This is a genomic window from Psychrosphaera saromensis (assembly GCF_002954545.1).
Taxonomy (GTDB): Bacteria; Pseudomonadota; Gammaproteobacteria; order Enterobacterales; family Alteromonadaceae; genus Psychrosphaera; species Psychrosphaera saromensis.
This window is the reverse complement of the sequence record NZ_MSCH01000003.1, coordinates 2,315,395-2,340,391: the sequence shown is the minus strand read 5'-3', so window position 1 is coordinate 2,340,391 and position 24,997 is coordinate 2,315,395. Positions and strand designations below refer to the sequence as shown.

General features: G+C 37.4%; 26 protein-coding genes. 6 read left to right on the top strand and 20 right to left on the bottom strand.

Translation table 11 applies throughout. The annotated features are described in order from the left end of the window. Positions 1–19: 19 nt before the first annotated feature. Positions 20–1,027 carry an MBL fold metallo-hydrolase gene (locus BTO11_RS10595; RefSeq protein WP_105052571.1) on the bottom strand — a complete coding sequence of 336 codons (1,008 nt, stop codon included), beginning with the start codon at positions 1,025–1,027 and terminating at the stop codon, positions 20–22. 353 nt (positions 1,028–1,380) lie between these two features. Between BTO11_RS10595 and BTO11_RS10590 the strand changes: the two genes are divergently transcribed. Then, positions 1,381–1,755 carry a hypothetical protein gene (locus tag BTO11_RS10590; protein WP_105052570.1) on the top strand — a complete coding sequence of 125 codons (375 nt, stop codon included), beginning with the start codon at positions 1,381–1,383 and terminating at the stop codon, positions 1,753–1,755. Positions 1,756–1,818: 63 nt separating this feature from the next. Here the strand turns inward: BTO11_RS10590 and BTO11_RS10585 are convergent, their stop codons facing one another. The 3 genes from BTO11_RS10585 to BTO11_RS10575 all read right to left on the bottom strand — a co-directional run bounded on the left by BTO11_RS10585 (position 1,819) and on the right by BTO11_RS10575 (position 3,538). Further along, complete coding sequence (locus BTO11_RS10585) at positions 1,819–2,262, bottom strand: energy transducer TonB (protein WP_229793393.1); 444 nt, start codon at positions 2,260–2,262, stop codon at positions 1,819–1,821. A gap of 224 nt (positions 2,263–2,486) precedes the next feature. Beyond that, positions 2,487–3,140: a YceI family protein gene (locus BTO11_RS10580; RefSeq protein ID WP_105052569.1), complete on the bottom strand. Its 654-nt coding sequence runs from the start codon at positions 3,138–3,140 to the stop codon at positions 2,487–2,489. A 14-nt stretch (positions 3,141–3,154) separates the two neighbouring features. After that, the gene (locus BTO11_RS10575; protein ID WP_105053735.1) at positions 3,155–3,538 is read right to left on the bottom strand and encodes a VOC family protein; all 384 of its coding nucleotides are present in this window, start codon (positions 3,536–3,538) and stop codon (positions 3,155–3,157) included. A gap of 316 nt (positions 3,539–3,854) precedes the next feature. Between BTO11_RS10575 and BTO11_RS10570 the strand changes: the two genes are divergently transcribed. Beyond that, entirely contained in the window at positions 3,855–6,215 is a 2,361-nt protein-coding gene (locus tag BTO11_RS10570; protein ID WP_105052568.1) for a TonB-dependent receptor, read from the top strand. A gap of 255 nt (positions 6,216–6,470) precedes the next feature. On the opposite strand, the gene BTO11_RS10565 is transcribed toward BTO11_RS10570, so the two are convergent. From BTO11_RS10565 to BTO11_RS10535, 7 genes are all read right to left on the bottom strand, one after another. Further along, entirely contained in the window at positions 6,471–8,165 is a 1,695-nt protein-coding gene (locus BTO11_RS10565; RefSeq protein ID WP_105052567.1) for an alkaline phosphatase D family protein, read from the bottom strand. Between the two features lie 222 nt (positions 8,166–8,387). After that, positions 8,388–9,449: a fatty acid desaturase family protein gene (locus BTO11_RS10560; RefSeq protein ID WP_105052566.1), complete on the bottom strand. Its 1,062-nt coding sequence runs from the start codon at positions 9,447–9,449 to the stop codon at positions 8,388–8,390. Next, entirely contained in the window at positions 9,446–10,537 is a 1,092-nt protein-coding gene (locus tag BTO11_RS10555; RefSeq protein ID WP_105052565.1) for a flavin reductase family protein, read from the bottom strand. The genes BTO11_RS10560 and BTO11_RS10555 overlap by 4 nt, the downstream gene beginning before the upstream one ends. A gap of 305 nt (positions 10,538–10,842) precedes the next feature. Beyond that, positions 10,843–12,309: a carbon starvation CstA family protein gene (locus tag BTO11_RS10550; RefSeq protein ID WP_105052564.1), complete on the bottom strand. Its 1,467-nt coding sequence runs from the start codon at positions 12,307–12,309 to the stop codon at positions 10,843–10,845. 367 nt (positions 12,310–12,676) lie between these two features. Then, complete coding sequence (locus tag BTO11_RS10545) at positions 12,677–13,315, bottom strand: DsbA family oxidoreductase (protein ID WP_105052563.1); 639 nt, start codon at positions 13,313–13,315, stop codon at positions 12,677–12,679. Between the two features lie 585 nt (positions 13,316–13,900). Next, the gene (locus tag BTO11_RS10540) at positions 13,901–14,500 is read right to left on the bottom strand and encodes a TetR/AcrR family transcriptional regulator (RefSeq protein ID WP_105052562.1); all 600 of its coding nucleotides are present in this window, start codon (positions 14,498–14,500) and stop codon (positions 13,901–13,903) included. Positions 14,501–14,716: 216 nt separating this feature from the next. Then, complete coding sequence (locus tag BTO11_RS10535) at positions 14,717–16,138, bottom strand: sodium-dependent transporter (protein WP_105052561.1); 1,422 nt, start codon at positions 16,136–16,138, stop codon at positions 14,717–14,719. Positions 16,139–16,302: 164 nt separating this feature from the next. Here BTO11_RS10535 and BTO11_RS10530 point away from each other — a divergent pair, with 164 nt between their 5' ends. Both BTO11_RS10530 and BTO11_RS16495 read left to right on the top strand, forming a co-directional pair. Continuing rightward, complete coding sequence (locus BTO11_RS10530; RefSeq protein ID WP_105052560.1) at positions 16,303–16,602, top strand: YciI family protein; 300 nt, start codon at positions 16,303–16,305, stop codon at positions 16,600–16,602. 202 nt (positions 16,603–16,804) lie between these two features. After that, positions 16,805–17,074 (top strand): lysozyme inhibitor LprI family protein, encoded by a 270-nt coding sequence (locus tag BTO11_RS16495; RefSeq protein WP_181135887.1) that lies wholly within the window; start codon positions 16,805–16,807, stop codon positions 17,072–17,074. A gap of 82 nt (positions 17,075–17,156) precedes the next feature. On the opposite strand, the gene BTO11_RS10520 is transcribed toward BTO11_RS16495, so the two are convergent. Genes BTO11_RS10520 through BTO11_RS10500 form a run of 5 tightly spaced genes read right to left on the bottom strand, consistent with a single transcriptional unit; the run spans position 17,157 to position 19,657 of the window. Next, positions 17,157–17,363, bottom strand: coding sequence for a hypothetical protein (locus BTO11_RS10520; RefSeq protein ID WP_105052558.1), 207 nt, complete (start codon positions 17,361–17,363; stop codon positions 17,157–17,159). A gap of 1 nt (position 17,364) precedes the next feature. After that, positions 17,365–17,889, bottom strand: coding sequence for a DUF1697 domain-containing protein (locus tag BTO11_RS10515; RefSeq protein WP_105052557.1), 525 nt, complete (start codon positions 17,887–17,889; stop codon positions 17,365–17,367). 22 nt (positions 17,890–17,911) lie between these two features. Then, complete coding sequence (locus tag BTO11_RS10510; protein ID WP_105052556.1) at positions 17,912–18,334, bottom strand: hypothetical protein; 423 nt, start codon at positions 18,332–18,334, stop codon at positions 17,912–17,914. Positions 18,335–18,355: 21 nt separating this feature from the next. Next, positions 18,356–18,583: a hypothetical protein gene (locus tag BTO11_RS10505; protein WP_105052555.1), complete on the bottom strand. Its 228-nt coding sequence runs from the start codon at positions 18,581–18,583 to the stop codon at positions 18,356–18,358. Between the two features lie 60 nt (positions 18,584–18,643). Beyond that, positions 18,644–19,657 carry a nucleoid-associated protein gene (locus tag BTO11_RS10500; RefSeq protein ID WP_105052554.1) on the bottom strand — a complete coding sequence of 338 codons (1,014 nt, stop codon included), beginning with the start codon at positions 19,655–19,657 and terminating at the stop codon, positions 18,644–18,646. Positions 19,658–19,726: 69 nt separating this feature from the next. Between BTO11_RS10500 and BTO11_RS10495 the strand changes: the two genes are divergently transcribed. Together BTO11_RS10495 and BTO11_RS10490 are read left to right on the top strand one after the other, a co-directional pair. Then, entirely contained in the window at positions 19,727–19,942 is a 216-nt protein-coding gene (locus BTO11_RS10495; RefSeq protein ID WP_105052553.1) for a YejL family protein, read from the top strand. A 44-nt stretch (positions 19,943–19,986) separates the two neighbouring features. Continuing rightward, positions 19,987–21,516: a DUF3413 domain-containing protein gene (locus tag BTO11_RS10490; RefSeq protein ID WP_105052552.1), complete on the top strand. Its 1,530-nt coding sequence runs from the start codon at positions 19,987–19,989 to the stop codon at positions 21,514–21,516. 65 nt (positions 21,517–21,581) lie between these two features. Here the strand turns inward: BTO11_RS10490 and BTO11_RS10485 are convergent, their stop codons facing one another. Genes BTO11_RS10485 through pabC form a run of 4 tightly spaced genes read right to left on the bottom strand, consistent with a single transcriptional unit; the run spans position 21,582 to position 24,986 of the window. Further along, positions 21,582–22,487, bottom strand: coding sequence for a hypothetical protein (locus tag BTO11_RS10485; protein WP_105052551.1), 906 nt, complete (start codon positions 22,485–22,487; stop codon positions 21,582–21,584). Beyond that, on the bottom strand, positions 22,484–23,110 hold the full coding sequence (gene tmk / locus BTO11_RS10480; RefSeq protein ID WP_105052550.1) for a dTMP kinase: 627 nt from the start codon (positions 23,108–23,110) through the stop codon (positions 22,484–22,486). The genes BTO11_RS10485 and tmk overlap by 4 nt, the downstream gene beginning before the upstream one ends. Next, positions 23,103–24,161, bottom strand: a complete 1,059-nt coding sequence (mltG, locus tag BTO11_RS10475) for an endolytic transglycosylase MltG (protein WP_105052549.1) — start codon at positions 24,159–24,161, stop codon at positions 23,103–23,105. The genes tmk and mltG overlap by 8 nt, the downstream gene beginning before the upstream one ends. A 12-nt stretch (positions 24,162–24,173) precedes the next feature. Continuing rightward, a complete protein-coding gene (pabC, locus tag BTO11_RS10470; protein WP_105052548.1) occupies positions 24,174–24,986 on the bottom strand; it encodes an aminodeoxychorismate lyase in 813 nt (270 codons plus the stop codon). Between the last annotated feature and the right edge of the window lie 11 nt (positions 24,987–24,997).

Sequence of the window (24,997 nt, the reverse complement as noted above, 5' to 3'; positions counted from 1 at the left end):
GAACTGACTATAATAAAACCTAAATTGAATATGGCTTTCCAAAAGTAGGAATAATTACTTTTAGAGGATCCATGTTTAATTTCTTAATTTCTTCTTGAAGAGTCTCAATTGGATCATTGTATCCTTCATCAGTTAACTTAAAAGTCCCAAAGTGAATCCCTATCATCTTTTTACTCTCAAGATCTTTAAATGCTTGTAAAGCATCCTTTGGATTAAGGTGGGCATCTTTCATGAACCATCTAGGCTCATAAGCACCGATTGGAATTAACGAAAGATCCGGTGCACCTAGCTTCTCTTTAATTCGTTCAAAGAACTTCCCATATCCTGTATCTCCAGCAAAGTAGATCTTATAAGTGTTTTCAATATAGAACCCACCCCAAAGCATTTCTCTTTTATCGAATATGCCTCTAGCCGACCAGTGCTGTGAGGGAACAAAAGTAATCTTAGTATTATTAGTGGTTATACTTTGCCACCAATCTAGATCGACGGCGGTATTAATTCCGTTATCTTCTAAAAATGACTTCGTTTTCAACCCTGCAACAAACTGGGGGCTGTCTCTATCATTTAAGCGATTGAGTGTATCAAGATCTAGGTGGTCATAATGATTATGAGATATAAGAACGATATCAATTGAAGGTAAATCTTCAAAGGCTATTGCCGGTTTAATAACTCTCTTAGGGCCAGCAAATTGAACAGGTGAAGCTCTGAGTGAATAATGAGGGTCGGTTAATATGTTTATATTATCAACCTGAATAAGAACTGATGCATGGTTGATTACAGTAATAATTGGCTTTACTGATCTTTGACTAGAAGGTTTAAATTGCTTGGAGTCAATTTTATCTGGCCAAGGAGTAGATTCACTAATACTCCCTATTCTCCACTTCAGCAGATCAAATATACCTTTATCTTCAAAGGGCTCAATATTATCAAATTTAACACCATCAAAAGGAGCATTAGTATTTGCATGATATGGCGATGTACATGAGGAAAGTAAAACGGTAAATATTAAGACTGATAATCTTTTCATGTAGTTTGCTCATTTTCTCTTAGTATTTATTTAAACCAAATATACATTACGTAACATATAAACATAAATGTTAAATTAAATTTGAATTCAAGTAACGTAATAACGGCGTATAACGTAGCGTCCCACCTTTATTTGAGTTCAGTTGACGCACTCTTTTTACCCAAGGTCACAAATAACGGAAACACCCACCTGAGTTAATCTGTAACTAACAGAGGCAGCCACCTTAATGACACTTGTCAGTTAACTTAAAACTGCAAAACTGTTGATTTGCTAAACGTCTAATTTTTCTATAATTTACAAAGGCTAAAGTTTCTAAATAGATATATTTTAAATTTAACTAAGTGGGTGAAATAATGAAAAAACTAGAATTACGTCATGGCCTTGATTGGTTACTAGCTACTTTTGCGATATTAATATCGGTTGCGGTGTTACAGACATTCATTATTGGAAAGCACTTTATTATCCCAACGGTATTGTTAGTGTTTGCTATCTTTTTGGGTAATTTAGCCTGGTATGGGTTTAAGCAAGTGAAATGGGCTCAGCTGTTTAATTTTTGGTGTGGATTTGTACTCACGGCTCACTGTTTTTTTGCTTTATTTTGGGCAAAAAAATACCGCGAGTTACTAGGCAATGCATTTGAGCCTATCGCGGTTATTATTACTTTATTGTTACTGGTGCTTACCTGGTTTTACGCCAGTAAAAACCAACTATTTAAGCGTAATAGCTAGTCTTAAATAGCGAGTCTTAAATAGCTAATCCTAAGTAAAATGCATCAATTTTATTGGTGCGGTTTATATCCGACAAGCTTCATAAACTTCACTTTCGTTAACCGGTTCTTTTGTTATGAAATCAAATTGAATGGTGGTTGCTACGGTTTGTTTATTCATATTGGTTTCAGTAGGAAGCCAGATCCATTTGTTAATTGCATCTATCGCTGGTTTATCAAACATGGTTTCTGGGAAGGATTTTACAATGATGAGATCGTCTGCCATACCGTTGGAGTCAATGATCAATGAAAATTCAACACAGCCAGACACCTTGTCTTCACCTGCACTTATTGGGTATTTAGGCGCTACCGACTTATCAACTACCCAGTAGTTTAAGACTTCGTCTTTGTTACCAATTAAGTTTAAATACTCAGGAGCATTAACTTGTGAGGTTTGAGCAGTTTGAGTGTTTGTTGTACAAGCACTTAAAAATATGATGCAGCTAATAATTAACAGTAATTTATTCACGAAACTTCCCTTGTAGTTCTAACATCTCATTTAAGAGACCGAAGTTATTAGTTAACGTTGTTGAGGAACCAAATATACTCGAATAGCCATCCTACGACTTTAAGCTTCTAAATAATATGCCTAAATTGTGAAAAACAAAAGACAAGGCCGTTAATATTCTGTTTTCACTATTTTAGGGTGAGAAAAACACACACCTATAAGCTATTTAGCCACTTAAATACGGGCTACTTACTAGTGTCGAGGAATTCGGCATACACTTCTAAATCAATGTCGTCACCAACAATGGGAATGTAGCTGTCCATGCCAAAGTCAGAACGTTTAATTTGACTAACGGCGCTAAAACCAATTGTGTACTTCCCTGTCATCCAGTTATCCGCTCCACCTTGAAATGTTGCGGTGAAGGTCGCAGGTTTAGTAACACCTCTAAATGTGAGATCGCCTGAGAAGTTAAAACGGGTATCGGATATAACGGTCACTGTGTGGCTGGTAAATGACGCTTGCGGAAAAACTGCACTGTTAAACCAGGTATCATTTTGCAAGGTTTCAGCTAGCTCAGTATTATTGATATCAACAGAGCCAATATCCACTACGGCATTTAATGACGCATTGGCCATATTGTTAGGATCAAAGTTGAGCTGCGCATCAAATTTATTAAAACGCCCTACATAAGTTGATAATCCTAAATGCTGAATTTTAAATATTAATGCCGCATGTTGGCTGTCGAGTTGATATTCACCGGCTTGTAATTCTATTAACTCAGACTTAACACTTGGTGCAATCCAACTAACACAACTTGAAACTAACAATGCAGTGACAATAGCTAACCAGGCTTGTATCAATGTTCGCTTTGTGTTTTTTGAAGATTTAGTTTTTGTCATTAGCTCTTACCTTTTTACTTAGCGTATTTTTCTACACGCCAAGGTGGATTGAGTCGGTTTTCGCCAGCCCAGTATAATTTAATTTTATTGCCTGATGGGTCGTACAATATGGCTTCACGCCATAAGTAGTTTTGCTCTGTTGGCTCTTGCTCAAACTCTATACCCTTAGATTTAATCAGAGTGACCCACTCATCTAGCGCTTCATGCTCAAAATAGATAACCGCACCATTTGAATAACTAACATCTTCTAAAGAAAGTGAAAACGTTGCATTACCTTCTGGACATTCAAAACGAGCATAGTGTGGAGTATCGACAATTTGAGTAAACCCAAGTTGTAAATAAAACTCGGCCGCCGCATCCATATTTGTTACTGGTAATGTTACTTGATTTAAATTCATTAACATCTCTTTAACTAATCTGAGAATTGTAGAGTAAATTAAAACACATTTAGCACAAGCATAAATATGAAAAATTACGATTTTAAAACCAAATTTAGTTCCGCCATTATTGCCACGGCAGACACCAATCACTTTACAAAAAAACACACTAAATAAAGCCAACGTCGCTAAACAGCCTCAAATAAACCACTAACATCTTAATTTCATAAATTTGCAATGTGGTTTAATAAATCCGTCATTTTTTAGCCACAAAACATTCGCATAACTTAGTTAACCTTTTGATGACAATAAATTTAACCAATTAATCGGATTTAAAATGACAAGTAGTAAATCAACTTTCCGCCCTCTTACTAAACTAACAAAATTATCTCTAGCTATATTGTGTGCTACTACAGTAAACAGTTATGCAGATGAAACAGCAGCTAAAGAGTTAGAGGAAGTAGTCGTTGTTGCACAAAAACGTGCACAGTCTATTCAAGATGTACCTGTAACTATCAGTGCTTACGATGGTGATTTTCTTGAAAGCTTAGGAATTGGCGAGTTAGATGCATTATCTGACATCACTCCAGGATTAGTGATACAAGAACAAAGCCCAAATAATCCAGGTTTTGTTATCCGCGGTATTACCTCTGACAGTGGTTCTTCTCAGTCATCTCCTCGCGTATCTATTTATTATAATGGAGTCGATGTATCACGATCTCGTGGTTCTTATTTTGAACTGTTTGATGTTGAAGGCATTGAAGTTGTAAAAGGCCCACAGGCTACATTATTTGGTACGGCGGCGTCAGTAGGCGCAATCAGTGTTGCTACTCGTAAACCAGAACAAGACTTTTCCGCACAAATAAAAGCCTCTGTTGGTAACTTTGCTGCAAACAATGTTAGTGGTTTTGTTACTGGTGGTAGCGACTTAGTTCAAGGCCGAGTTGCCTTTACTTACCGTGCTCGTGATGGCTTTATAGAAAACATTGCAGGTGATAGTAACTCACAAAGCGCAGGCGGATTTGTGCAAGAAGATATGCATGCACTTGAGCATGTATCTTACCGTCCATCTTTACGCATTACACCAAATAACGACGTAACGATTGACTTGGTATACACCTACGAAAAAAATGACGACTCAGGTACGTCATTCAAAAATGGCTTATATGCACCAACAGGTGGCGACACTAGCCCTTATAGTTTTGTTGAAATGTCAGGCTCTCCACTTTCTGAACAAGTGTTTGGAAAAGAAGACTTAGGCGTAGACCGTACCGTTAATGACATTAACTTAACGGCTAACTGGAACGTAAATGACAATTTAACGGTTACTTCAATTACCGCTCAACGTAGTTTTGATTCTTTAGAAGTCTTTGATGCTGACGGAACTCAAGCCTGGTTTTTAGAGTTTGCTGAAGAAGCTGAGGGCGACCAATTTAGCCAAGAGCTTCGTGCCGTTTACACACAAGACAAATTAACCAGCATTTTTGGTGCTAGCTACTTTAGTGAAGATGGTAGCCAAGCAGTGCCATTTAGCACAGAAGAATCAATTTTCTTAAACTGCCTAGGTGTTTTAAATAGCGGTGTTCCGTGTATAAACAGTGACGGCAGTGTCAATGTGTTAACACCGGTATTAACAGGAGGTCTTGCTAGCGTACTGCCTTATTCACTTGAGTTTACTAACTTTGGTGAAAACACGGCGTATTCTGCTTTTGCTGATGTAAGTTACAAAGTAACAGACGCATTAGAATTAACCGCGGGTTTACGTTACGTGAAAGAAGAAAAACGCAGTGGTTATAAATCAGATGCGCCAAATAGCGTATTAACTCAAGCGCCACTTTTCACCGTTGATACGGCTGGCGAAACGTTTTACGCAGAAGCTGATTACGACGACTGGTTACCACGTTTTAATGCGTTATATGAAATAAACTCTGCCACAAATGTTTATGCGACTATCTCAAAAGGTCGACGTTCTGAAGTGTTAGAAGTTAGCTCAACAACTAACACTCAAGGCGCTCCTGCTATATCGGTTACAGAAGTCCCTTCTGAACTTATTTGGAACTACGAAACCGGAATAAAAGGTAAAGCACTACAAAGTACATTGGATTATTCATTAGCGGTGTTTTATCAAAACTACTCAAACTTTCAGGTTAGCTTACAAGATGAAGACGGTGTTGCTTACTCTGCTGATGCAGGCTCAGCCACTAACTTAGGCTTGGAAGCTGAAGTAAGAGCCTTACTAAGCGATGAGTTTGAAGTATTTGCTAATGCCGCTTACCTAGATGCTGAAATTGATGATGACAGCAACAATGGTCAATTAGCCGGTAATACCTTTAGACTTCAGCCTGAATGGACCTTTAGTACTGGTTTGTTTTATGGCACTGAAATTTCAAGCTCATTAAACTTAACCAGCTCGTTAATATACAGCTACCGTACAGATGTATTTTTTGAACCGGAAAATGCACCTATCTCTGGTTTAGATATTAGCCAGGAAGGTTTTGGTTTAATGAGTGCCCGTTTAGGTATTGCAAGTAGTGCCAATTGGTCGGTTAGTTTATTCGCTAATAACTTACTTGATGAAGAATATTTAGTAGATGCGGGTAATACTGGCGGCGGGTTTGGTAATCCAACATTTGTAGCCGGTGCACCACGTATGTTTGGACTTGAATTCTCCATGGACTTTGGTGGTTCTAACTTCTAGAGCTTGCTTTAAACGTTACTATTCATTAACACCTTAATTAAGCCACTGCAAAGTGGCTTTTTTATTACCTGCTTTTAACTATAAAGCTTGATGAAAAAAGAATAAAAAAGGCGGTTACCCAGACCCTGTAACAAAATCTGTGTAACCGCCCTATTATTTGTTGTGAGCTTTTCCAGTTAGCTTTTTCCAATTAGCTTTTTCCAATTAACTCGTCTGGTTAAAGCTGTCTGGTTAACACTCTTTAGTTAACGTTTCCTAAGCTGTATACACCTTTTGATGCGGGTTAACTATGTTGTAACTTGTTGATTCAATGTTGTCGACATAGCGCCAATCGGCGGTTACTTTCTCATTAGTTAAGGTAAGTAACATATAACCACGGTGCGATAAGTCGCAGTATTCTAGGTCATTGATCAATACAGATAATGCACTCGCCATTTTTTGCGCTTGTTCCGTATTCAATGAGAAGTAAGCTTCCATCCCAGGCGATGTCACTCCTGGCGTCGCAAACTCAACACCAATATGATTGCCCTTCGCATCTTTTAATGTACCAGACCATGCATTGTGTGTGTCGCCCGCAACAACAACGAGCTTTTTATTTGTCTCTTTACTTAGCCCTAATACACTGTCATACAGGGTTTCACGTTCTGCAGGATAACCATCCCACGCATCTAAGTTGTATGGCATTAACGAGTTAACTCGAGCAAGCTGCTCTGCCGTTACCGTTTTCTGCGCTAATACATCTCGTTTTATTTCTGCAAGCTCTGCCAATACCGCTAATACTTCTGCGCTGCCGGACTGTGAAAACATCTCGGTTGGCATCAACATTTTGGTCATTAATACTTGCTGACCCAAGACTTGCCATTTTGCCTTAGAGTTACTAATAGCCGAGGTTAACCAACTTAATTGGCTATGACCAAGCAACTGCCTTTTAGGATCATTTAAGTCTTTTACAAATTTGGTTATATCCATTTGTTTCGTGGTTTTGTCTCGGTAATCGCTATAAGCTAATTGCTTGTCCCTTGCGATAACACGAGTGTCTAACATATGTAAGCTAAGTAAATTACCAAAGTCGAATGAACGATAAATTTGTGGATTTTGCTCACCCATAGGTGGACGAATTGGCAACCATTCGTAATACGCTTGTATTGCAGCAGCTCGGCGTTTTAAAAAGTCACCTTCTCCTTCATTATGATTTTCTGCACCGTCTTTGTAAGTATCGTTCGTGACTTCATGATCGTCCCATACCGCAATAAAAGGCGCAGCGGCATGTAATGCCTGCAAGCCCTTATCCGTTTTATAAATAGCGTAACGTTTACGGTAGTCACTTAAGGTAATGATTTCACCACTGTTATCAGGCGCTAATTGTCGGCCAATTTTTTCAGCCGTTTTAGTTGCATAACCCCCCATAGGATATTCGTAGATATAATCCCCAAGGTGTAAAACCACATCTAACTTGTCTTGTTTGGCTGCGTCTGAATAAGCATTAAAATATCCAGCAGGATAATTTGAACAAGACACGACCACCATTTTTATTTGATCAATATTGCCAACAGGTAATGTTTTAGCGCGGCCTATTGGACTAAATGAGTCCAGTCCAATAAAGCGGTAAAAGTACTCGGTGTTAGGTTGGAGTTCTTGCACATCTATTTTTAATGTAAAGTCGCGGCTTTTATCGGTGCTTTCTGTGCCACGTCTAATGATATTGCTGAAAGCGACATCGGATGCAAGCTCCCACCCAACTCTTGCTGTAGGCTCTTTGGTATTAACCCGCGACCAAATTATTAATGCATCACTGAGTGGATCGCCACTAGCAACACCATGGTGAAACTCGACACTGGTTAGCGCTTTTTTTTGCAGAGCCGCACAACCCGTTAACGAGGTAGAAACAGCTAAGGCAAAGGCACTTCCAGCGGATAATTGCAAAAATTTACGACGTGAGGTAATAGACATTTTTTACTTATATAAGAAGTTTAAACAGTAACATCACCTTACGGTTTAAATATTTCATTTTTATAAATAGAAAAAGAAACTCTTATGACAATTACAGATATTTACACGTTTTCAGTAACTTAAACAGCGCAGTTATGTAATGTGAAAGCACAAAAAAGCCGATTAACTTAATGTTAATCGGCTTCTATATTTTGTGTTTGTACCTACTCTTTAATCAAGCGACTAAGCGGCGTTCGGTAAAGAGTATTTTAAAATACGTTTTAGTACCGATGAATACTGAGTAGCGAAGCTTCCCGTATTGTATTGCAACTGGTATTTTTTAAAAACAGCCTGTACCTGTGGTGCCACTTCTTGATAACGAGAAGACGGCAAGTCAGGGAATAAATGATGCTCTATTTGAAAACTCAAATGCCCCGTCATTACATGAAAACCTTTGCTACCCTGGATATTTGAAGATCCTAAGGCTTGACGGTAATACCATTGACCACGAGTTTCATTCTCAATTGAAGCTTCAGTAAAAGTATGTACGTGCTCGGTAAAGTGACCGCAAAATATAATGGTTGATGTCCACAAATTACGTAACAAGTTAGCGATTAAGTTACCAACTAATACCCACAAAAATAAAGGGCCCGCAAGTAATGGGAACAACACATAATCTTTAAGGATTTGACGTGCGCCTTTACTGAAAAAACGATGTTTAAGTTCGCTATGTGGCGTTCTTTGATCTCGCCCTTCTTTCTTCTTACCGATGAAAACACGTTCAGCAGCTAACTCGTGATAAGCAATACCCCATTGAAATAATAGGCTTAAATTAATGTAAGTAATAAACTGCCACAAGTTTTTAACTTTCCATCTAAAGTCATTTGATAGACGTAAAAGTCCATAACCAAAGTCACGATCTTTACCAATTACATTAGTGTATGTGTGGTGTTCAAAGTTATGTACTCGGTTCCAACTTTTGCCATCACAGGCAATATCCCACTCAAAGTTTTGTGAATTAATAAATTTATCATTCATCCAGTCGTACTGACCGTGCATAACATTATGGCCAATTTCCATATTGTCCAAAATCTTTGAAACCGCCAATAATAAAATACCAAGAACCCACAAAGCAGGATGGATTAATCCAGTTAACAGCATAATACGTCCAGACCAACCAGTGTAACGCTGCCAGCGGATAACTCGACGAATATACTTAGCGTCTTTATCACCTACTTTTGCCATAGTATTTAGCTTAATTGCATCAAGCTCTTGAGCAAATTGTTCGTAATTCATTTGTGTCATATTGACACCTCCAAGTCGCTTAATGGCTGTGAAATACACAGCTGGATAATTTGTTCACCACTGTCTGACACATCGCCAGTTAGCAAATTTTTCACTAGCCCACTCTTTTTAGTGCACTGACATTGGTGACACACACCAATACCACAGCCACGAATGACCGGGGCATTTTGAGTTTCTAGTTGTGTTAATAAGTTTTGTTGATTGGATGCAGTAAAAGCTTTGCCGTTTAATGTGACGGTAACATCCACGTCTACGCCATCTTCAGTAACAATTGGCGCAAGAGAAAAATGCTCTTGATAAAAATTAGCGCCAGCGTTTTTACTTAACGTTTCAATATCAAGCATTAAACCTTGAGGTCCGCAGCAATATACTTGTGCCTCAGCCGACAAAGTTAATGGCTTTGCTGCATGTTCGGCACGAGTCATAAACTCGACCGTAAAATTCGAATGTTTTTTTGCTAATAGCTCCAACGACTCAACAAATTGATGTTGATTTTCTGGTGCGATATAACGTAAATAAACAGGAGCACTGGTTGCAGATAAATGCTCTGACAACATAGAGTACATTGGCGTAATACCAGAACCGCCAGCAACCATAACCGCAGGCTTAGTTGTATTTTCAACTGAGCTTTTAGCTTTATTTTCATCTCTATTGATAAGAGAATCATTAAAAGTAAAGTCACCTTGTGCCGCTGAGATATTTATCCAACTATTAATACTGAGTTCATCAGCCAACAAAGGAGTAAAACGCCCTAGTTCATTACATTTGATCACTAAGGTAATTATTTTATGTTTAGCATATTGCTCTGGACTTGATGCAATTGTAAAAATACGGGTAAGCAAACGTCCGTTTAACTCGGCAGTAAATTCCACATGCTGCCCTGCTTGATGAACCTTCCATTGTGGCTGAGGCTGCAATGTAATATGAACAAAGTCGCCTATCGTTTTAGTCACGTCAATAACCTGAGCACGATACAAACCTTGACGCCATGCAGGTTTAAATTGCTGCATTACCGGTTCAATATACCCAGAAAAAGCACGATGATGTAGAAACCATAGGCTTAGTTTATTTAATGTTGTAGATAGCATATTTTGAGAGTACACCTGTACGCTGAAAGTTGAGCGCACAAGTGTACGCTTAAATTATTAAAAATCAAATATAATTAAAACAGGACTAATTAGCTAAATTTAACATGGTGAAAAACAGCTTGATGTTGGATAAACCAAATAAAAAAACAGCGATAAAATAAGGAGGGAAAACGTTAAATAAGAAAAACATTTGAATGTAATGAAACAAGGAAACCTAGGTAAATTGGACAATAAAGGATGTAACAGACATAAAAAAGCCGATAACCTAGAAAGGTATATCGGCTTGTCTTGTAGTTTGTTTCTAATTAAGCCGCATGTAGCTTTTTATTTTTGGCGTCTGCAATCACAACCAAAATGAAAACAATTACAGCAACAACAACGCCAACAGGCTTACCAAAGTCACTGGATAAGTTAATTCCAATTGGTGCTGTCATAATATAAGACACAGTTACCGCTGTAGTTATGACAGCTGGAACACTGGCTATCCAGTGGAAAGTGTTTCTATCAAACAAGTACTTAGTTGCAAGCCATAATACGCTTGTTGATAACAGCATATTTGAGAAAGCAAAATAACGCCAAATAACCGAGAAATCCAACTTAGTCATAAAGTACGCTATGGTTAAAATTGGTACTGCAAGTAATAAACGATTACGTAAACTTTGTGGGATATTAAATGCGTCAACAATGGTTAAACGTAATGAACGGAACGCTGTATCACCTGATGTGATTGGAAATACTGCAACAGCAACAATGGCCATAATGCCACCAAAAACACCTAAATAGCTGTTGGCGACATGATTAACCACCAAACCTGGACCACCAGAATCAAGCAATGCTTTTAAACCTGCATAACCTTCAGGGAAAGCCGCAATACCAGCAAGAGCCCATACACAACCAACAATACCTTCACAGATCATAGCGCCGTAATATACTGGGCGTACGTATTTTTCGTTGGTTAAACAACGAGCCATAATTGGCGCTTGAGTAGAATGAAAGCCACTAATAGCACCACAGGTAATAGTTATAAATAATAATGGCCATGTTGGTAATCCATCAGGATTTGGTTCTAAAAAGTCATGAGCATGATCAGCCTCAAAGTACGCTAAAAAATCCCCTGCTACTGGCAGATGAGGTGCATCCATTAATAACGCGACAGCGATAAGCGTTGTCATCACTATCATTAACAAACCAAATATTGGATAGAACTTAGTTATAATTTTATCAATTGGTAACAAAGTTGCTAAAAAGTAGTAACCTAAGATAGCCAATACCCAAAAGGTATTACTCTCAAAAATAGTCCCTTTGAATACATCTAAATGGCTTAATAACCCCGCTGGGCTCATGATAAATACAACGCCTACAAAAAACAGTAGCATCGCAGTAAACACCAACATAAAGCCTTTAAAAACGACATTGTAATAACTACCTGCAATTTCAGGTAAGCTTTTACCATCTTCTTTTATACTCATCACGCCAGAGAAAAAGTCGTGAACCGCGCCGCCTAAAACATTACCAAGGACAATCCATACCAAAGCAACAGGCCCATATAAGGCACCTAAAATAGGTCCGAATATTGGACCAACACCTGCGATATTTAAGAATTGAATTAGAAATGCACGAACAGGATGAACCGCTACGTAGTCAACGCCTTCGTTAAAACGTTTTTGAGGTGTATCAATGGTTGGGTCGATACCCGCTTGTTTTTCCACAAATGGGCTGTAGAACTTATAGCCCAATATTAAGATAGTGATGCAGATAAAAAAGATTAGCATAAGCAAATTTCTCTTGTTGTGTTGTTAGTTGAAAGCGAATAATCATCGCCTCTTTATTCTTGAATAATTGACGAACATGGTCAAAAGTTCAAGCAATTTAACAGAGATAATCAAATTAACTGCACCAACCACTTTAAATACATCTAACCGAGCTAATACAAAGCCTAAAGCTTAACGCAACGGGCTCTAGCTCTTACTATTGGTTTTAAACTATTGTTAACCGTTAAATGAATTTATCAGCTTATTTTATATTCTTTAGCGCCCATAAAAAAACAGGTCAATTGACCTGTTTTATAAACATTAGCTTGGTGAATATAAGCTCTGTAAACATTAACTTAGTAATAAAGCTATTCTAAGATAACTAATACTAGATGGCTGATTGCAGTAGCTGTTTAAAGCCTTCAACCGGATGCGCACCAGCTATCGCACTTTTGCGATTAACCACCACAGTCGGTACTGACGACACGCCCATTTGATGCCACTGCGCTTCTGTTTCTTGAATTTCTTTCAAACAGCTGTCATCTTCCAGTTTAGCCATAGCGGCTTCAACGTTCAAACCAACCGCCTCAGCTTCTTTTGCCAACACAGCACGGTCTGAAACATCTTTGTGTTCAGTAAAGAATGCTGCAAATAAACGTAATTTAAGCTCAGTTTGTAAATTAAACTCTTTCGCGTATTCCAACAAAACATGACAATCGCGAGTGTTAACTATTTTCATCTCTTTAAAATAGTCAAACTTGAAATCAACCTCTGCACCACGAGCCGCCATATCAAGTCTAAACTGCGCACTGCTCTCTGGCGTAGAGCCATATTTTCGAGCTGAATGCGCGCTTAAGTTCTCACCTTCTGCAGGCATATCAGGATTAAGTTCAAATGGCTGCCACTCAATCTCAACACGATCTTGTAAACCCAACTCAGCAATAGCTTGCTCTAAATTCCGATAACCGATAATGCACCAAGGACAAACTACATCCGACACAACATCTATTTTGATCTTGTCTACCATATAAACCTCTTCCTGCACTTATGCATAAAACACACGTCTAGATAAGTATTAATAAAACTTAAAACAGCGTGAGACTAAATTTTGCAAGCAAGATAAATGACTGACACATTCATCCTAATTACATTGATTATGCAATTCTTACCGATGAGTACAATAAAGTCAACCAAGTATTAATAACATTAGGGGAAAGAGGTTCGAGATTAGAGTGGCGAGTGTCGAGGGGCGAGTGTCGAGGGGCGAGTTGCGAGGGGCGAGGGTCGAGTGGCGAGGGTCGAGCAGCGAGTGGCGAGTTTTGATTAGCTGTAAGCTGTAAGCTGTAAGCTGTAAGCTGTAAGCTGTAAGCTGTAATATTATTAAGTAAGGTTAAGTTCAGTCAAACTTTATATTCATTCTGATCAACAATTTTGCTGTCCGTTTATCAGAATTTTTAATGATCAATTTGAGATTAGCAAACAAACAATCTGCTTTAAATTTGTGTAATTAGAGTGGTGTTGCTTTTTCTTAAAAACTTTTAATAATTCCAAATACAAAAAAGGCTGTTACATAAACAGCCTTCTCGGAACTATAAGTTATAGAAACTAAACTTTATTTGAGCCCAATCCCTGCAATAACACTATCAATACAAAACTCAAGATTGGCTTTGTCAACACCAGAACGAGCCATTGACGCTGTGCCTTTTAGGATTGTAAATATCGCCATTGCATTTTCATATGCTTTTTTGTCTAAGCCTAATTCAATAGACTCAGGATCATCTTTGAATAAGTTTATATATGCTGGAGGTGGAATTACATCAAACTCTTTAAGCATATTTTCAGCTTGCGCTGGTATTTCACCAGTGCTCACTTCTGAGCGACAAAACGCTAAGTAGCAGCCTTTCATATTATTAGGATCACACTGTAACTCTAACGCTCTCATCATATAATTGCGTAAACGCTCCTTTAAAGGTAATTCCTTTAGAGAAAGTAGCTGGCCTGTTGGCTCAATGATGGTATCAATATAAAGCTGGGTAGCTTTAATAAATAATGCTTCTTTATTACCGAACGCGCTATACATGCTCGGTTTATTAATGCCCATAGTTTTGGTTAAATCAGCAAGAGAAGCACTTGCGTAGCCTTTACGCCAAAAAACTTTCATGGCCGCATCTAACGCTACATCTTTGTCAAATTGTCTTCTAGTGGTAGCCATATTAGCTCTCAAAAATCTAGGTGGGAATTGACCGAATTATACCTTTCAGTAAAACTAAGTCAATTACTAGTTAACCTCGCGTATGACCGAGTGTAACTTAGCTTAGACGTGTATTTTTTTCACGACTATTAACAGGTATTTAGCGTCGACCTGATAAAAAAACGCCAATCGATTGATTGGCGTTAAGTACTTTTATTTAATCAGCGTTAGATTTAATTAAAAGAATAATTTATAACCAAAGAACTTCATAGCAACGGTATTAACAAACACAACCGCTAGAATAACTGGAATATACGTTTTTAATGCGATGTCAGAATATTTAAGTAAAATACTGTGCTTACCCTTTTCCAAACCGTCTGATAACTCTTTGTTAAAGTTAACCATTTTCCAACGGTACATAACAAACAAACAGATTAACAAACCATTTAACGGCAATATGGTGTCGTAAAATACATCATAGATAACATCAAACAAGGATTTAGAAGCACCTGCATAATGGGTTAATCCCGTCAGGCTGTCTGACATGCCAAATGACATTGAAGTCAATACTGTTAAAAACACCATGATCACCGCTAAGTAACCAAGTGATTTTTTGCGGCTTACTTTCATGCCATCCATAATCGCCGAATTTGGCACTTCAATAATTGAGACCAAAGACGTGATTGCGGCAAAGAATACCAATAAGAAAAACAACGAGGCTATTGCGCTTGCGCCCACATACCCAATATCAGTTTGCAGTGATAAGAATATTTTTGGTATCAATACAAAGATTAAAGTCACTGACGAATCACTTAACGTATCCGGGTCAACCAAAGGGTTAAAGCTGAATATCGCTGGCATGATCATCAAACCTGCAATAAAGGCAACACTGGTGTCGGTTAACGCAACAAGCTTTGATGAGTCGGCTATATCTTGCTTTTTACTAATGTAAGAACCGTACGTAACTAATATCCCCATGCCTAATGACAAAGAGAAAAACGCTTGTGATAAAGCTGAATTGATCACCGAACCATTAATTTTAGAAAAATCAGGCACTAGATAAAAAGTCACACCGGCAAAGGCGTTATCTAATGTTAATACGTAGATAACCAGTAATATCAAGAGGACGAATAACGACGGCATAAGGATTTTTGCTGCACGTTCAATTCCCTGCTTTACGCCACTCATTAAAATAACGCCTGTGATACCGACTACAACAACCATGTATACAAACAATGAATTGCTAGTGATGAATTCACCAAACATCTTAGGATCGGCTAAGGCGGCTAAGTCACCGGTTACAGCATGATAAAGGTAACCAAATATCCAAACCGTGATCACCATATAAAACACAGCAATCATGAACGGAGTTAACACACCGAGCAATCCAGCTATTTTCCATTTGGTATCGTTGTTAGAAATACTTTTATAAGCGCCAAGTGGATCTTTATTTGTGTGACGACCAACTGACATTTCCGCCATCATGATAGGTAAACAAATTAAGATAACAAATAATGCGTAGATAATTAAAAATGCACCACCACCGTTTTTGGCGGCAGCAACTGGAAATCCAACGAGATTACCAATTCCTACAGCTGATCCAGCTGCAGCTAAAATAAAACCAAGTTTTGAGGAAAAATGCTCTCTTTCAGCACTCATACAAGCTTCCTTTAAGTAAATTATTATTATTATTCGAAATTCTGCATCGCATGCTAGCAAGTAATTTATACTCTGTCTTCCTCTAGACTTGATTTTCAGCTCAAATGTTGCAATATCCAGTTAAATAATAAAAATCAAATAACCTAAACAGGAATTATCTTTAAATGTATTACATGATCTGTTCACAAGACGTCGAAAATAGCCTAGCCTTAAGAATGCAAACACGAGAAAAGCATTTGGCTCGTTTACATGAATTAACATCTCAAGGTCGTTTATTAATCGCTGGCCCTTTACCAGCAGTTGATGCAGAAAATCCAGGCGATGCCGGTTTTACCGGTTCGTTAGTTGTTGCGGAGTTTGATTCTTTGGAAGATGCGCAACAATGGGCAAATGCAGATCCATATCTTGATGCTGGTGTTTATGAAAGTTCGATTGTTAAACCGTTTAAAAAAGTACTTCCGTAAACATTTAACCCCAATAAGTAGGAAATTAATCTTGTTCTATAAAAAGTTTTTACTTCTTTGTTTTTTAATATTCATCAATACGACAGCGCAGGCCGATTCGCTAAATGTAAATAATGTGAGTCGTTTTGATATAGCTGAAGTCAAACATTGTCAGAGTAAATTTTCCGACAACGTGACCTATTCCACTTGTTTGGATAGTGTTTTGACCACAAAAAAGCGCGAATTAGAAACATGGCAAACTGATATGGAGACAAAATTAAAGAAAGTCACAAGTCGCACAGATGCACTTTCTTTATTTGCCGCTTCTAGCCAAGAATTTGAACAGTTTAAAAATAAAAACTGTAAGTGGCAGTACTTAACGTTTTTACCTGACGTTGAAAGTGCCGTTAATATGTCGAAAGAATGTCAGGTTTATATGACGATTCAACGTATTAATGAATTAAAGCAATTAAGTAAATATGATTTTTACTAGCTTGTTGAATTAACAGTTCGGTAGTTTATTTTATATTCGCAGCCCTTTAATTTTTAAGTTAAAGGGCTGAATTATTGCCCCGTTACTCTTTTACCTTTCTGGTCATCGCAACATAAAAACCAATTAAGCCCAAAACAATAGCAATTAATGCGTTCACGTTAAATTCACTTTTATTGTACAAACTCGCTAACAATATAAATAAACCAACGCCAACTACACAAATTGAAAATACACCTAAAATGCCTTTCCCAGTTCTAATTGAACGATTTCTAAACTTATCAAACCCCATACTATTTGCCTCCAATCATGGTTGTAATTTTGTTTACCGTATTTAGGTTTCGTCCAGTTGCAGGCTGACCTAAACAAGACTCGATATTAGCCACTAATTTGGAGCGACCAATCCCATCGGGTGCGTGTAGATAAAATACGTTATTGTTAACTTGATATGTTTCTGTGCTTGAGAGCCATTTAGTCAGATTATCCATTTGCAGCTCTACCGCTTGTTGGCAAAAATAAAAATGCACAAACTTACCTTCAAAATCTTGATATGGATTATTGGCTACAGACTCTGAAAATTCACTAGCGGCAATAACAAAAATGTTAGGTGTAAAACCAAACTGTTCCGTTATTAATGCTTTTATATCTTGTTCTGGGCTGGAGTCACTGTTTGACGTTAAAACAATATTACCCGTTTGAATGTAGGTAGAAATATCTTGATAACCGCTGGCGATTAAAAGCGGCACTAAGGTTTTCATTGGTAATAGGTTATTACCGCCAACATTTATTCCTCTTAATAAAATAACAAATGTTTGCATATTCTTTCCTTAATGCCGTTGATTACTTTTGATTTTGTTTTTCTAGGGCGATGTCGGCTTTTGATCTGAGTGTCTTTTTGCCTCTGATACTAGCAAAAGGATCTGGCGTATCTTCCCCTTCTGACTCTGCAGGCGCAGACTTAGCCGTTCGTTGTTTCGACGCTTTCATTTTTTTATGAAGATCAGAGTCTTTGCTGGCATTTCTATTGATTTTACCAACTGAAAACCAATACACACTCACTAGCGCTACATACACTAACCATTTAACCAGGTAAGACAAACCTAAGCTGTTATTGTTAGACACTAAGCTATAATTAACAAAATCTTGATGTACTAACGAAGTTAAAAACAACGCCAATATCAAGATAATGGTTATGCCTATGTGCTTTTTATATTTACGCCAAATGGAAATAACCAATGTCCATTTTAATAGCTGATTAAACATAAGTTTCTGTTACCTCCATAATCATCCCCACAAAGACAAGCCTAATAAAGACGCCAACACCAATAAGCCTTTGCCTTTGGCATTGCTGATCAGTAAGTCTTCTTCTTCTTTAACGATGATCTCTAACTGCTCTTCATCAAAATCTTCAGGGACTTTACCCGCCAAGACAATTCGAGTTTTTGCTCGGCTAATGGCTTTGTCTCTGATCTTTTGATTGAGCTTAGCTTTAAGGTTTATGATTTTTTTCATAATTAGGTTTCACTACTTACGTTTAATTTTACGTTATTGAATTCAAGTAATAAGCGCGGTTTATTCCAAACCAAATTCATCTAACAAATGCGCTTTCAACGAAGCCGGAACGCCTTTAATGGTTAACGTATCTGTCCCCGGCGAATAATTCACTCTATCACCCAATAGCGTACGGTCAAATGAAACCGACACGCCACCACCAGAGCCTGACAATTTAACTAACTTACGCACGGTACTTTTATCTAGCGTCACTTTGTCATCAAAACTGTATTCTTGTTGTTGAATAAAGTCTTTAAACTCATTGTCTGAAATAACCGACAAGGCTTCGTTTAGTTCACCCATATCGGCATCTTCGCCACTTGAAATTCGTTCGCTACAATATTCAAATACTTTTTCGCGGGTTTCTGATTTTTCGTTTTGCGCCATAGATTCTGTAGACATGAAGTCATCAATCGCCGTTAACAACTCTTTGCTTTGAACTTTAGCGTTAATAGTTTCTGTACAGCCTAATAGGTCCATAAAGAAGTCGTTAACTTGTCGTCCAGCTCGTCCTTTAATAAAGGAGATCGCTTTTAAGTCATCTTTAGCATGTAATAAACTACTCACATCTATTCTTGCTGCTAGTTGAATTTTAGTTAAATCTAAATGACGAGCGCGTTGAATACCAAATTCAGTATCAATAGAGAAATGCTCGGTCAAGTTAACCACACCAACCATAAAGTAACGTGTAGCAACGTATTCATAATCGATGAGTAATAGGTAACCGGTTTCTTGAAATTCGTATTTTTCTAATTCTGCCTGAAATATCTGCAAGGTTTCTTTAGACACATGATCAAAGGCAACTTCTTGATTTAAATAACTATGTAGACCTTGAGAGAATGCAGTATTTTTCTCTTCACTAAATGCCGCATAGCTCTTACTTGGCTTTGCGTTGTAGACATTATGTAGTTGCTCAACAAACTGATTAGATTTCTCTAAACTTGTATCTGTCATTACCGCCCATTTGGTAGAAAAGTCGGTATCTTCTTTTTTTTCATAAAAAGCGATTGAAAATTGGTTAACCGTTATTGACATGATTTTTCCTAAGCATCTTATTGTGTTAGCATCTGCGTTAATCTAAATACAACGCAGTTCAAAAATATTATGCCAATCATATCAAAATACTCTAACGATGAGATTAATAATTTAGTTAAAGAAATTATTTCTGTTATTCAAACTAACAAAGCACCTGTAGACCTTGCATTAATTGCCCTAGGAAATACAGTTAGTAACGTTATTGACGATAATGTATCGCCAAAGCAAAAAAAGGCTATTGCGAAAAGCTTTTCCGATGCCCTTCTAGCTTCGATGAAAGGCTAGCGTCAATAAGTGACTGACTTAGCGTAAACTGAGAGATTGAATAATTGATTAAAATCCCCAACCTTAAAGAATTAGACCGCCCTTTTAACTTATTATCATGGGGACATTGGTTTACCTTTGCTAACATTTTGTTGGCTTTATTATTTTCGTTTTTCTATCTCTCACCTTCTCAATTACCTGAGACATTTTTAGGATGGCTTTATTTAGGCGTTAACTGGGTTGGCCACTTCTCGTTTTTAGCCATCAGCTGCTTTATTTTAACGATATTCCCAATTATTGCTTTGTTCCCTCATCGACACCACATTCGTGGATTATCGTCCGTGATGGCGACCCTTTTTCAGACGTTATTGTTTTTAGATGTTTTGTCATTTAGAAGCTTGGGATATCACTTATCGGCAACGTCCTTGGTGCAACTTCGTGAAGTAGAAGATTTTTACATTGCCCATATAGGCAATGCTTATTGGTTATTATTATTATGTGTTTTTGTCGCTATTTTGGCGTATCAATTTTTTGTCAGTAACATGGCTTGGAAACGCATACACCAATTGCAAAACTTTAAGTATAAGAATGCAATTTCCACCTCGTTGGTTTCTATATTTTTTATCAGTCACATGATGCATATGTGGTCAGATGCCACACTCAATTCAGATATAGCGAAACAGAACAATATATTCCCAGTGTCATACCCATTAACCGCAAGAACCTTATTGGCTAAGTATGAACTGATAGATTTGAACAAGTATAATACCTATAAGTCTAAACAAGCCGATGTCACTCAATCAGGCTATACCATCACCCCTTTCAGTCAAGTAAGTTGTGATGTAACAGACAAAGATAACTTGTCCGTTCACTTTGTCGACATTACTAACTTCTTTGCAATTAAAGACTGGTTAAATAAGTTTGATATAGATTATCAAAGCTCATATCAGCTCAATATCCCAGCTGACTTTGATACAGCTATGTTTAACTTCACCACAGGTTTACCTGGGTTGTATAACCAGATGGAAACGCAGACTGATTTGGAAGTAAACCACCAATTCAACGCAAACAAAATTGCCATAGAAGTACATGCTGGCACTTATGATATTGAGCAGCAATCTGCAAGTTCTAAGACCAGTCGAGTTTATGTATTTTATGACAAAACAAGCGACTTAGCTTTTTACCGAGGCAGAGCTATATTAGTTGGTTTCAAACCATTTAATAACATTCCAATTGCGCCACAAAACATTGTTGCCTCATATATTAAAAATCAGTTAGATTGCCCACAATACGTGGAGGAAAATTTAATAGACAGTGCGATAAACGACATTGAATATGATTATATTTTCACTAACTTCTATAAAGGTTTATTCAGCATTGTTTACAAAGATAAAAGCATGTTGTTTGAACATGGTCAGTTAATTTCCAACGTGTCGTTTTCTAATGCCGAAACAGTAAAAGAACCGTTAGACTTACAAACAATTCAGGCCGCTATTACCAAACTAACAAGTAAAAGAATAAAGCTGGTGAGTAAGCCGGTCGAGACCGAGCCGCTAGAAGACGCTGGAATTAAGGTAAAAGTCAGAATCGATTAGTTAACGGCTGATTAGAGCTTGCCCAAATAGCAATGTTAGTTAGATAGTTGTTATTAATTTAACCGCTACCTAACTAACAACTCTATTGAGTTTAGGAATTCAGACATAGCTAAAGATTTGTTCTGACCTTTTATCAAGATCACCGAGTGATTGAAGTCGGTTAATAACCTGGATGCCGCCATCGCATTTGCAGAGTTACCGGTTGTTGCAGATTTGAGCATTAACTGTCTTATTCGTTTCTCTATTAAATAAAATAAAAATGAAGACATCAGTGGTTTAGTTACCACTTTGTTGATCAATATAAAATTGGGGACTTGGTTTTTAAGCCACTGAATAAATAATTGATATACTTCAGTAAACTCTTCTAACGTTTCCTCTTCTACCCAGCTTTGTAATTCGCTTTCTGAATTGTTTGAAAAGCCAATAATATAATCAGCCAAATCTGGATAAATAGCTTTGAGTTGCTCTTTGGTCTTATTCTTAATCTGAAGAAACTGACAACGACTTAAAATAGTCGGCAATAACACAGCTTTAGATTTACATAGTAAAAAGATAAAGCTTTTATTGGTTGGTTCTTCTAATGTTTTTAACAGCGCATTACTGGCATTTTCTGTCATGTTTTCAGCGTGTTCTAATACAATAACTTGGTTGCCAGATAAGTGAGACATTTTTGATAAAAATTCAGAGGTTTTACGCACATCATCAATACCTATTGTGCCTCTTTCTTCATTCACAAGCATAAAATCTGGGTGTGTATCTGCATCAAATAAATTACAGCTATGACACTGACCACAATAATTACCAACCTCAGACTTAGTGTGAGTACTTTGCATTTGGCACAATAAACTTTTTGCCAGCCCTAACATATTCGACAAACGTTTATTAATATCTATGCCTTCAAAAATATAAGCATGAGCTAATTGCTCTTGTTGTTTTGGTAATGACAGAATATCTAGGCTAGTGTTCATCATGAATTGTTGGCGTTTAACCAGTTAGTTAGTGAGGCTGTCAGTTGTAACTGCACCTCTTCTAAGGTTTTTGATGCATCAATAACAATGACTTTTGGATTGTTATTGGCTAACGATAAATAGACGGCACGAGTACGTTCAAAGAACTCTATTTGCTCACGTTCAATTCTATCTAATGCTCCACGAGCCGCGGCTCTGGCCAAGCCAATTTTAGGATCTAAGTCCATTAATATGGTTAAGTCTGGTTCAAAGCCTTTTAACACCGCATTTCTTATTGGCATGAGCAGGCCTTGATCAATTTGGCGACCGCCACCTTGATACGCAAGTGAAGACATATCATGCCTATCACCCAAAACCCACTTACCATCATTTAACGCAGGTTTGATTACATTTTCTATCAATTGAATACGACTTGCGTACATTAATAACAATTCAGCTTCAGGTGTTAATAATTCTTCAGTTTCGGACTTAACAATATCACGCATTTTTTCTGCAAGCGGGGTTCCGCCAGGTTCACGGGTGGTGACAAAGTTGATACCTTGGCCTGATAATAAATTCTTAATTAGCTCAAGTGCGGTTGTTTTACCCGCCCCTTCTAATCCTTCAACAACGATAAACTTACTCATTACTGCCCTTTTCTAGCCTGTTCTTTTTTTGCAACTTCATTTGCTTTAAATAATCTTGTACCGACTTATTGTGCTCAGCTAATGTGGAATTAAATACATGACCACCAGTGCCAGATGCCACAAAATAATAATAATCTGATACCGCTGGATTTAATACAGCTTCAATAGATGCACGGCTTGGATTTGCAATTGGTGTGGGTGGCAAACCATTAATACGGTATGTGTTGTAAGGTGTTTTTTGTTTTAAGTGCTTACGGGTAATATCGCCTTTATATTCATCCCATACGCCATAAATAACGGTAGGGTCGGTTTGTAAGCGCATTCGTTTTACTAACCGGTTGTGAAACACTGAGGCGATAAGTTTACGCTCTGAAGCCAAAGACGACTCTTTCTCTACAATAGAGGCGAGAATAAGTGCTTCATAAGGTGTTTTAACTAATAAGTCTGATTGTTTTTGTTGCCAAAGCTGAGTTAGCACTTCTTTTTGCTTAACGACAGCACGTGATAATAATGCAGACGCTTTGGTATACGCAGAGTAATAATAGGTATCTGGATATAACCAACCTTCTGGCGTATTAGTAGCTAATGATAATTTTGTCGAGACTTCCTCTAACGAGTCTGACTCTAAATCGTTATCCAAAAATACGGTTGAATTTAACTTAGTTAAGACCTGATAAATATTTTCGCCTTCAAGCAAAGTAAAAGGAAATTGCTGCTCTTTCCCTTCATTTAAATTTGCAACAAATTCATTTAATGGAGTATTAGGCGTGAGTGCATAAACGCCTTTTTTGATTTGACCAATACGGCTGTCGATTTTAGAAAGGACTTTCACGCCAATACAGTCATTAATAAAATTGTCTTGTGTTAAGCGATGACATATTGAGTTAAGTGAGTCACCTTCTTTAATATGGATGAGCTTAGCGTCAGACAAAACAATTGGTTGAGTGTAGCTGACTCTTAATGCGCCAAACGCAATAAGAGAAAGGCATACAAAGAATAAGAGCGTGACGTTAATCAGAACTTTTTTGTTAAATTTTAAATTTTTAGGCACTTGTTACTTCTTTCATAAAATTATTTTTTGCATAAATTGCGAACTCAATTCAGTATTGAACATTCTATCATCAATGCTTGAAACTGCCTGTATACCAATTAAGCTATTACAAATGAATATTGCTTCAGCTTGTTGAATTACATCATTAATATTTTTTTCTACGGCAATGATATTATTGTACTCTAGTAGCTGATTTAATATAACGCCACTGACACCCGCATTAGTTAATAATGGCGTGTACCAATTGCCTTGTTGATACCAGATAACATTAGCCTTTGTTGTCTCTATTAAATTACCGTTAATGTCTGCAATTAGACCATCGGTAAATACGGTTTTATCTAACTCTACAGACGCTAACACTTGTTCTAAACGATTGCAGTGTTTTATGCCCGCAAGAAGAGGTTGCAAGCCTAATTGAGTTGTTAATTGGGTTAATGCAATTGGTTTTGGTTGCTGGATTTCTTTTATAAAAGGAGCTGACAGTTCATCACTAGAGACAAAAATATTGGTGTTAATTTTTGCACATTGACCATACCCACGTATTGACTGACCTCGGCTAAAGTGAACCTTTATAAAACCAAGCTCCATCTGAACAGCCAGCTTTCGTAATTCTAGTTCTAATAATTTCCAGTTAATGTCATTAAACTCTAACCGTTCATTTGCTTGTTGTAAACGAACTAAATGGGCAGAAAAAAATTGAATTAAACCATCAACGACTTTCATCGTAGTGAAGTGACCATCTCCGTATAAAAAACTTCGTTGGTGTTGAAATTCATTCTCTATCGAGATTTTATTTATATTGTGGTCAAAACACAAAAAAAACATAAAAAAAGCCT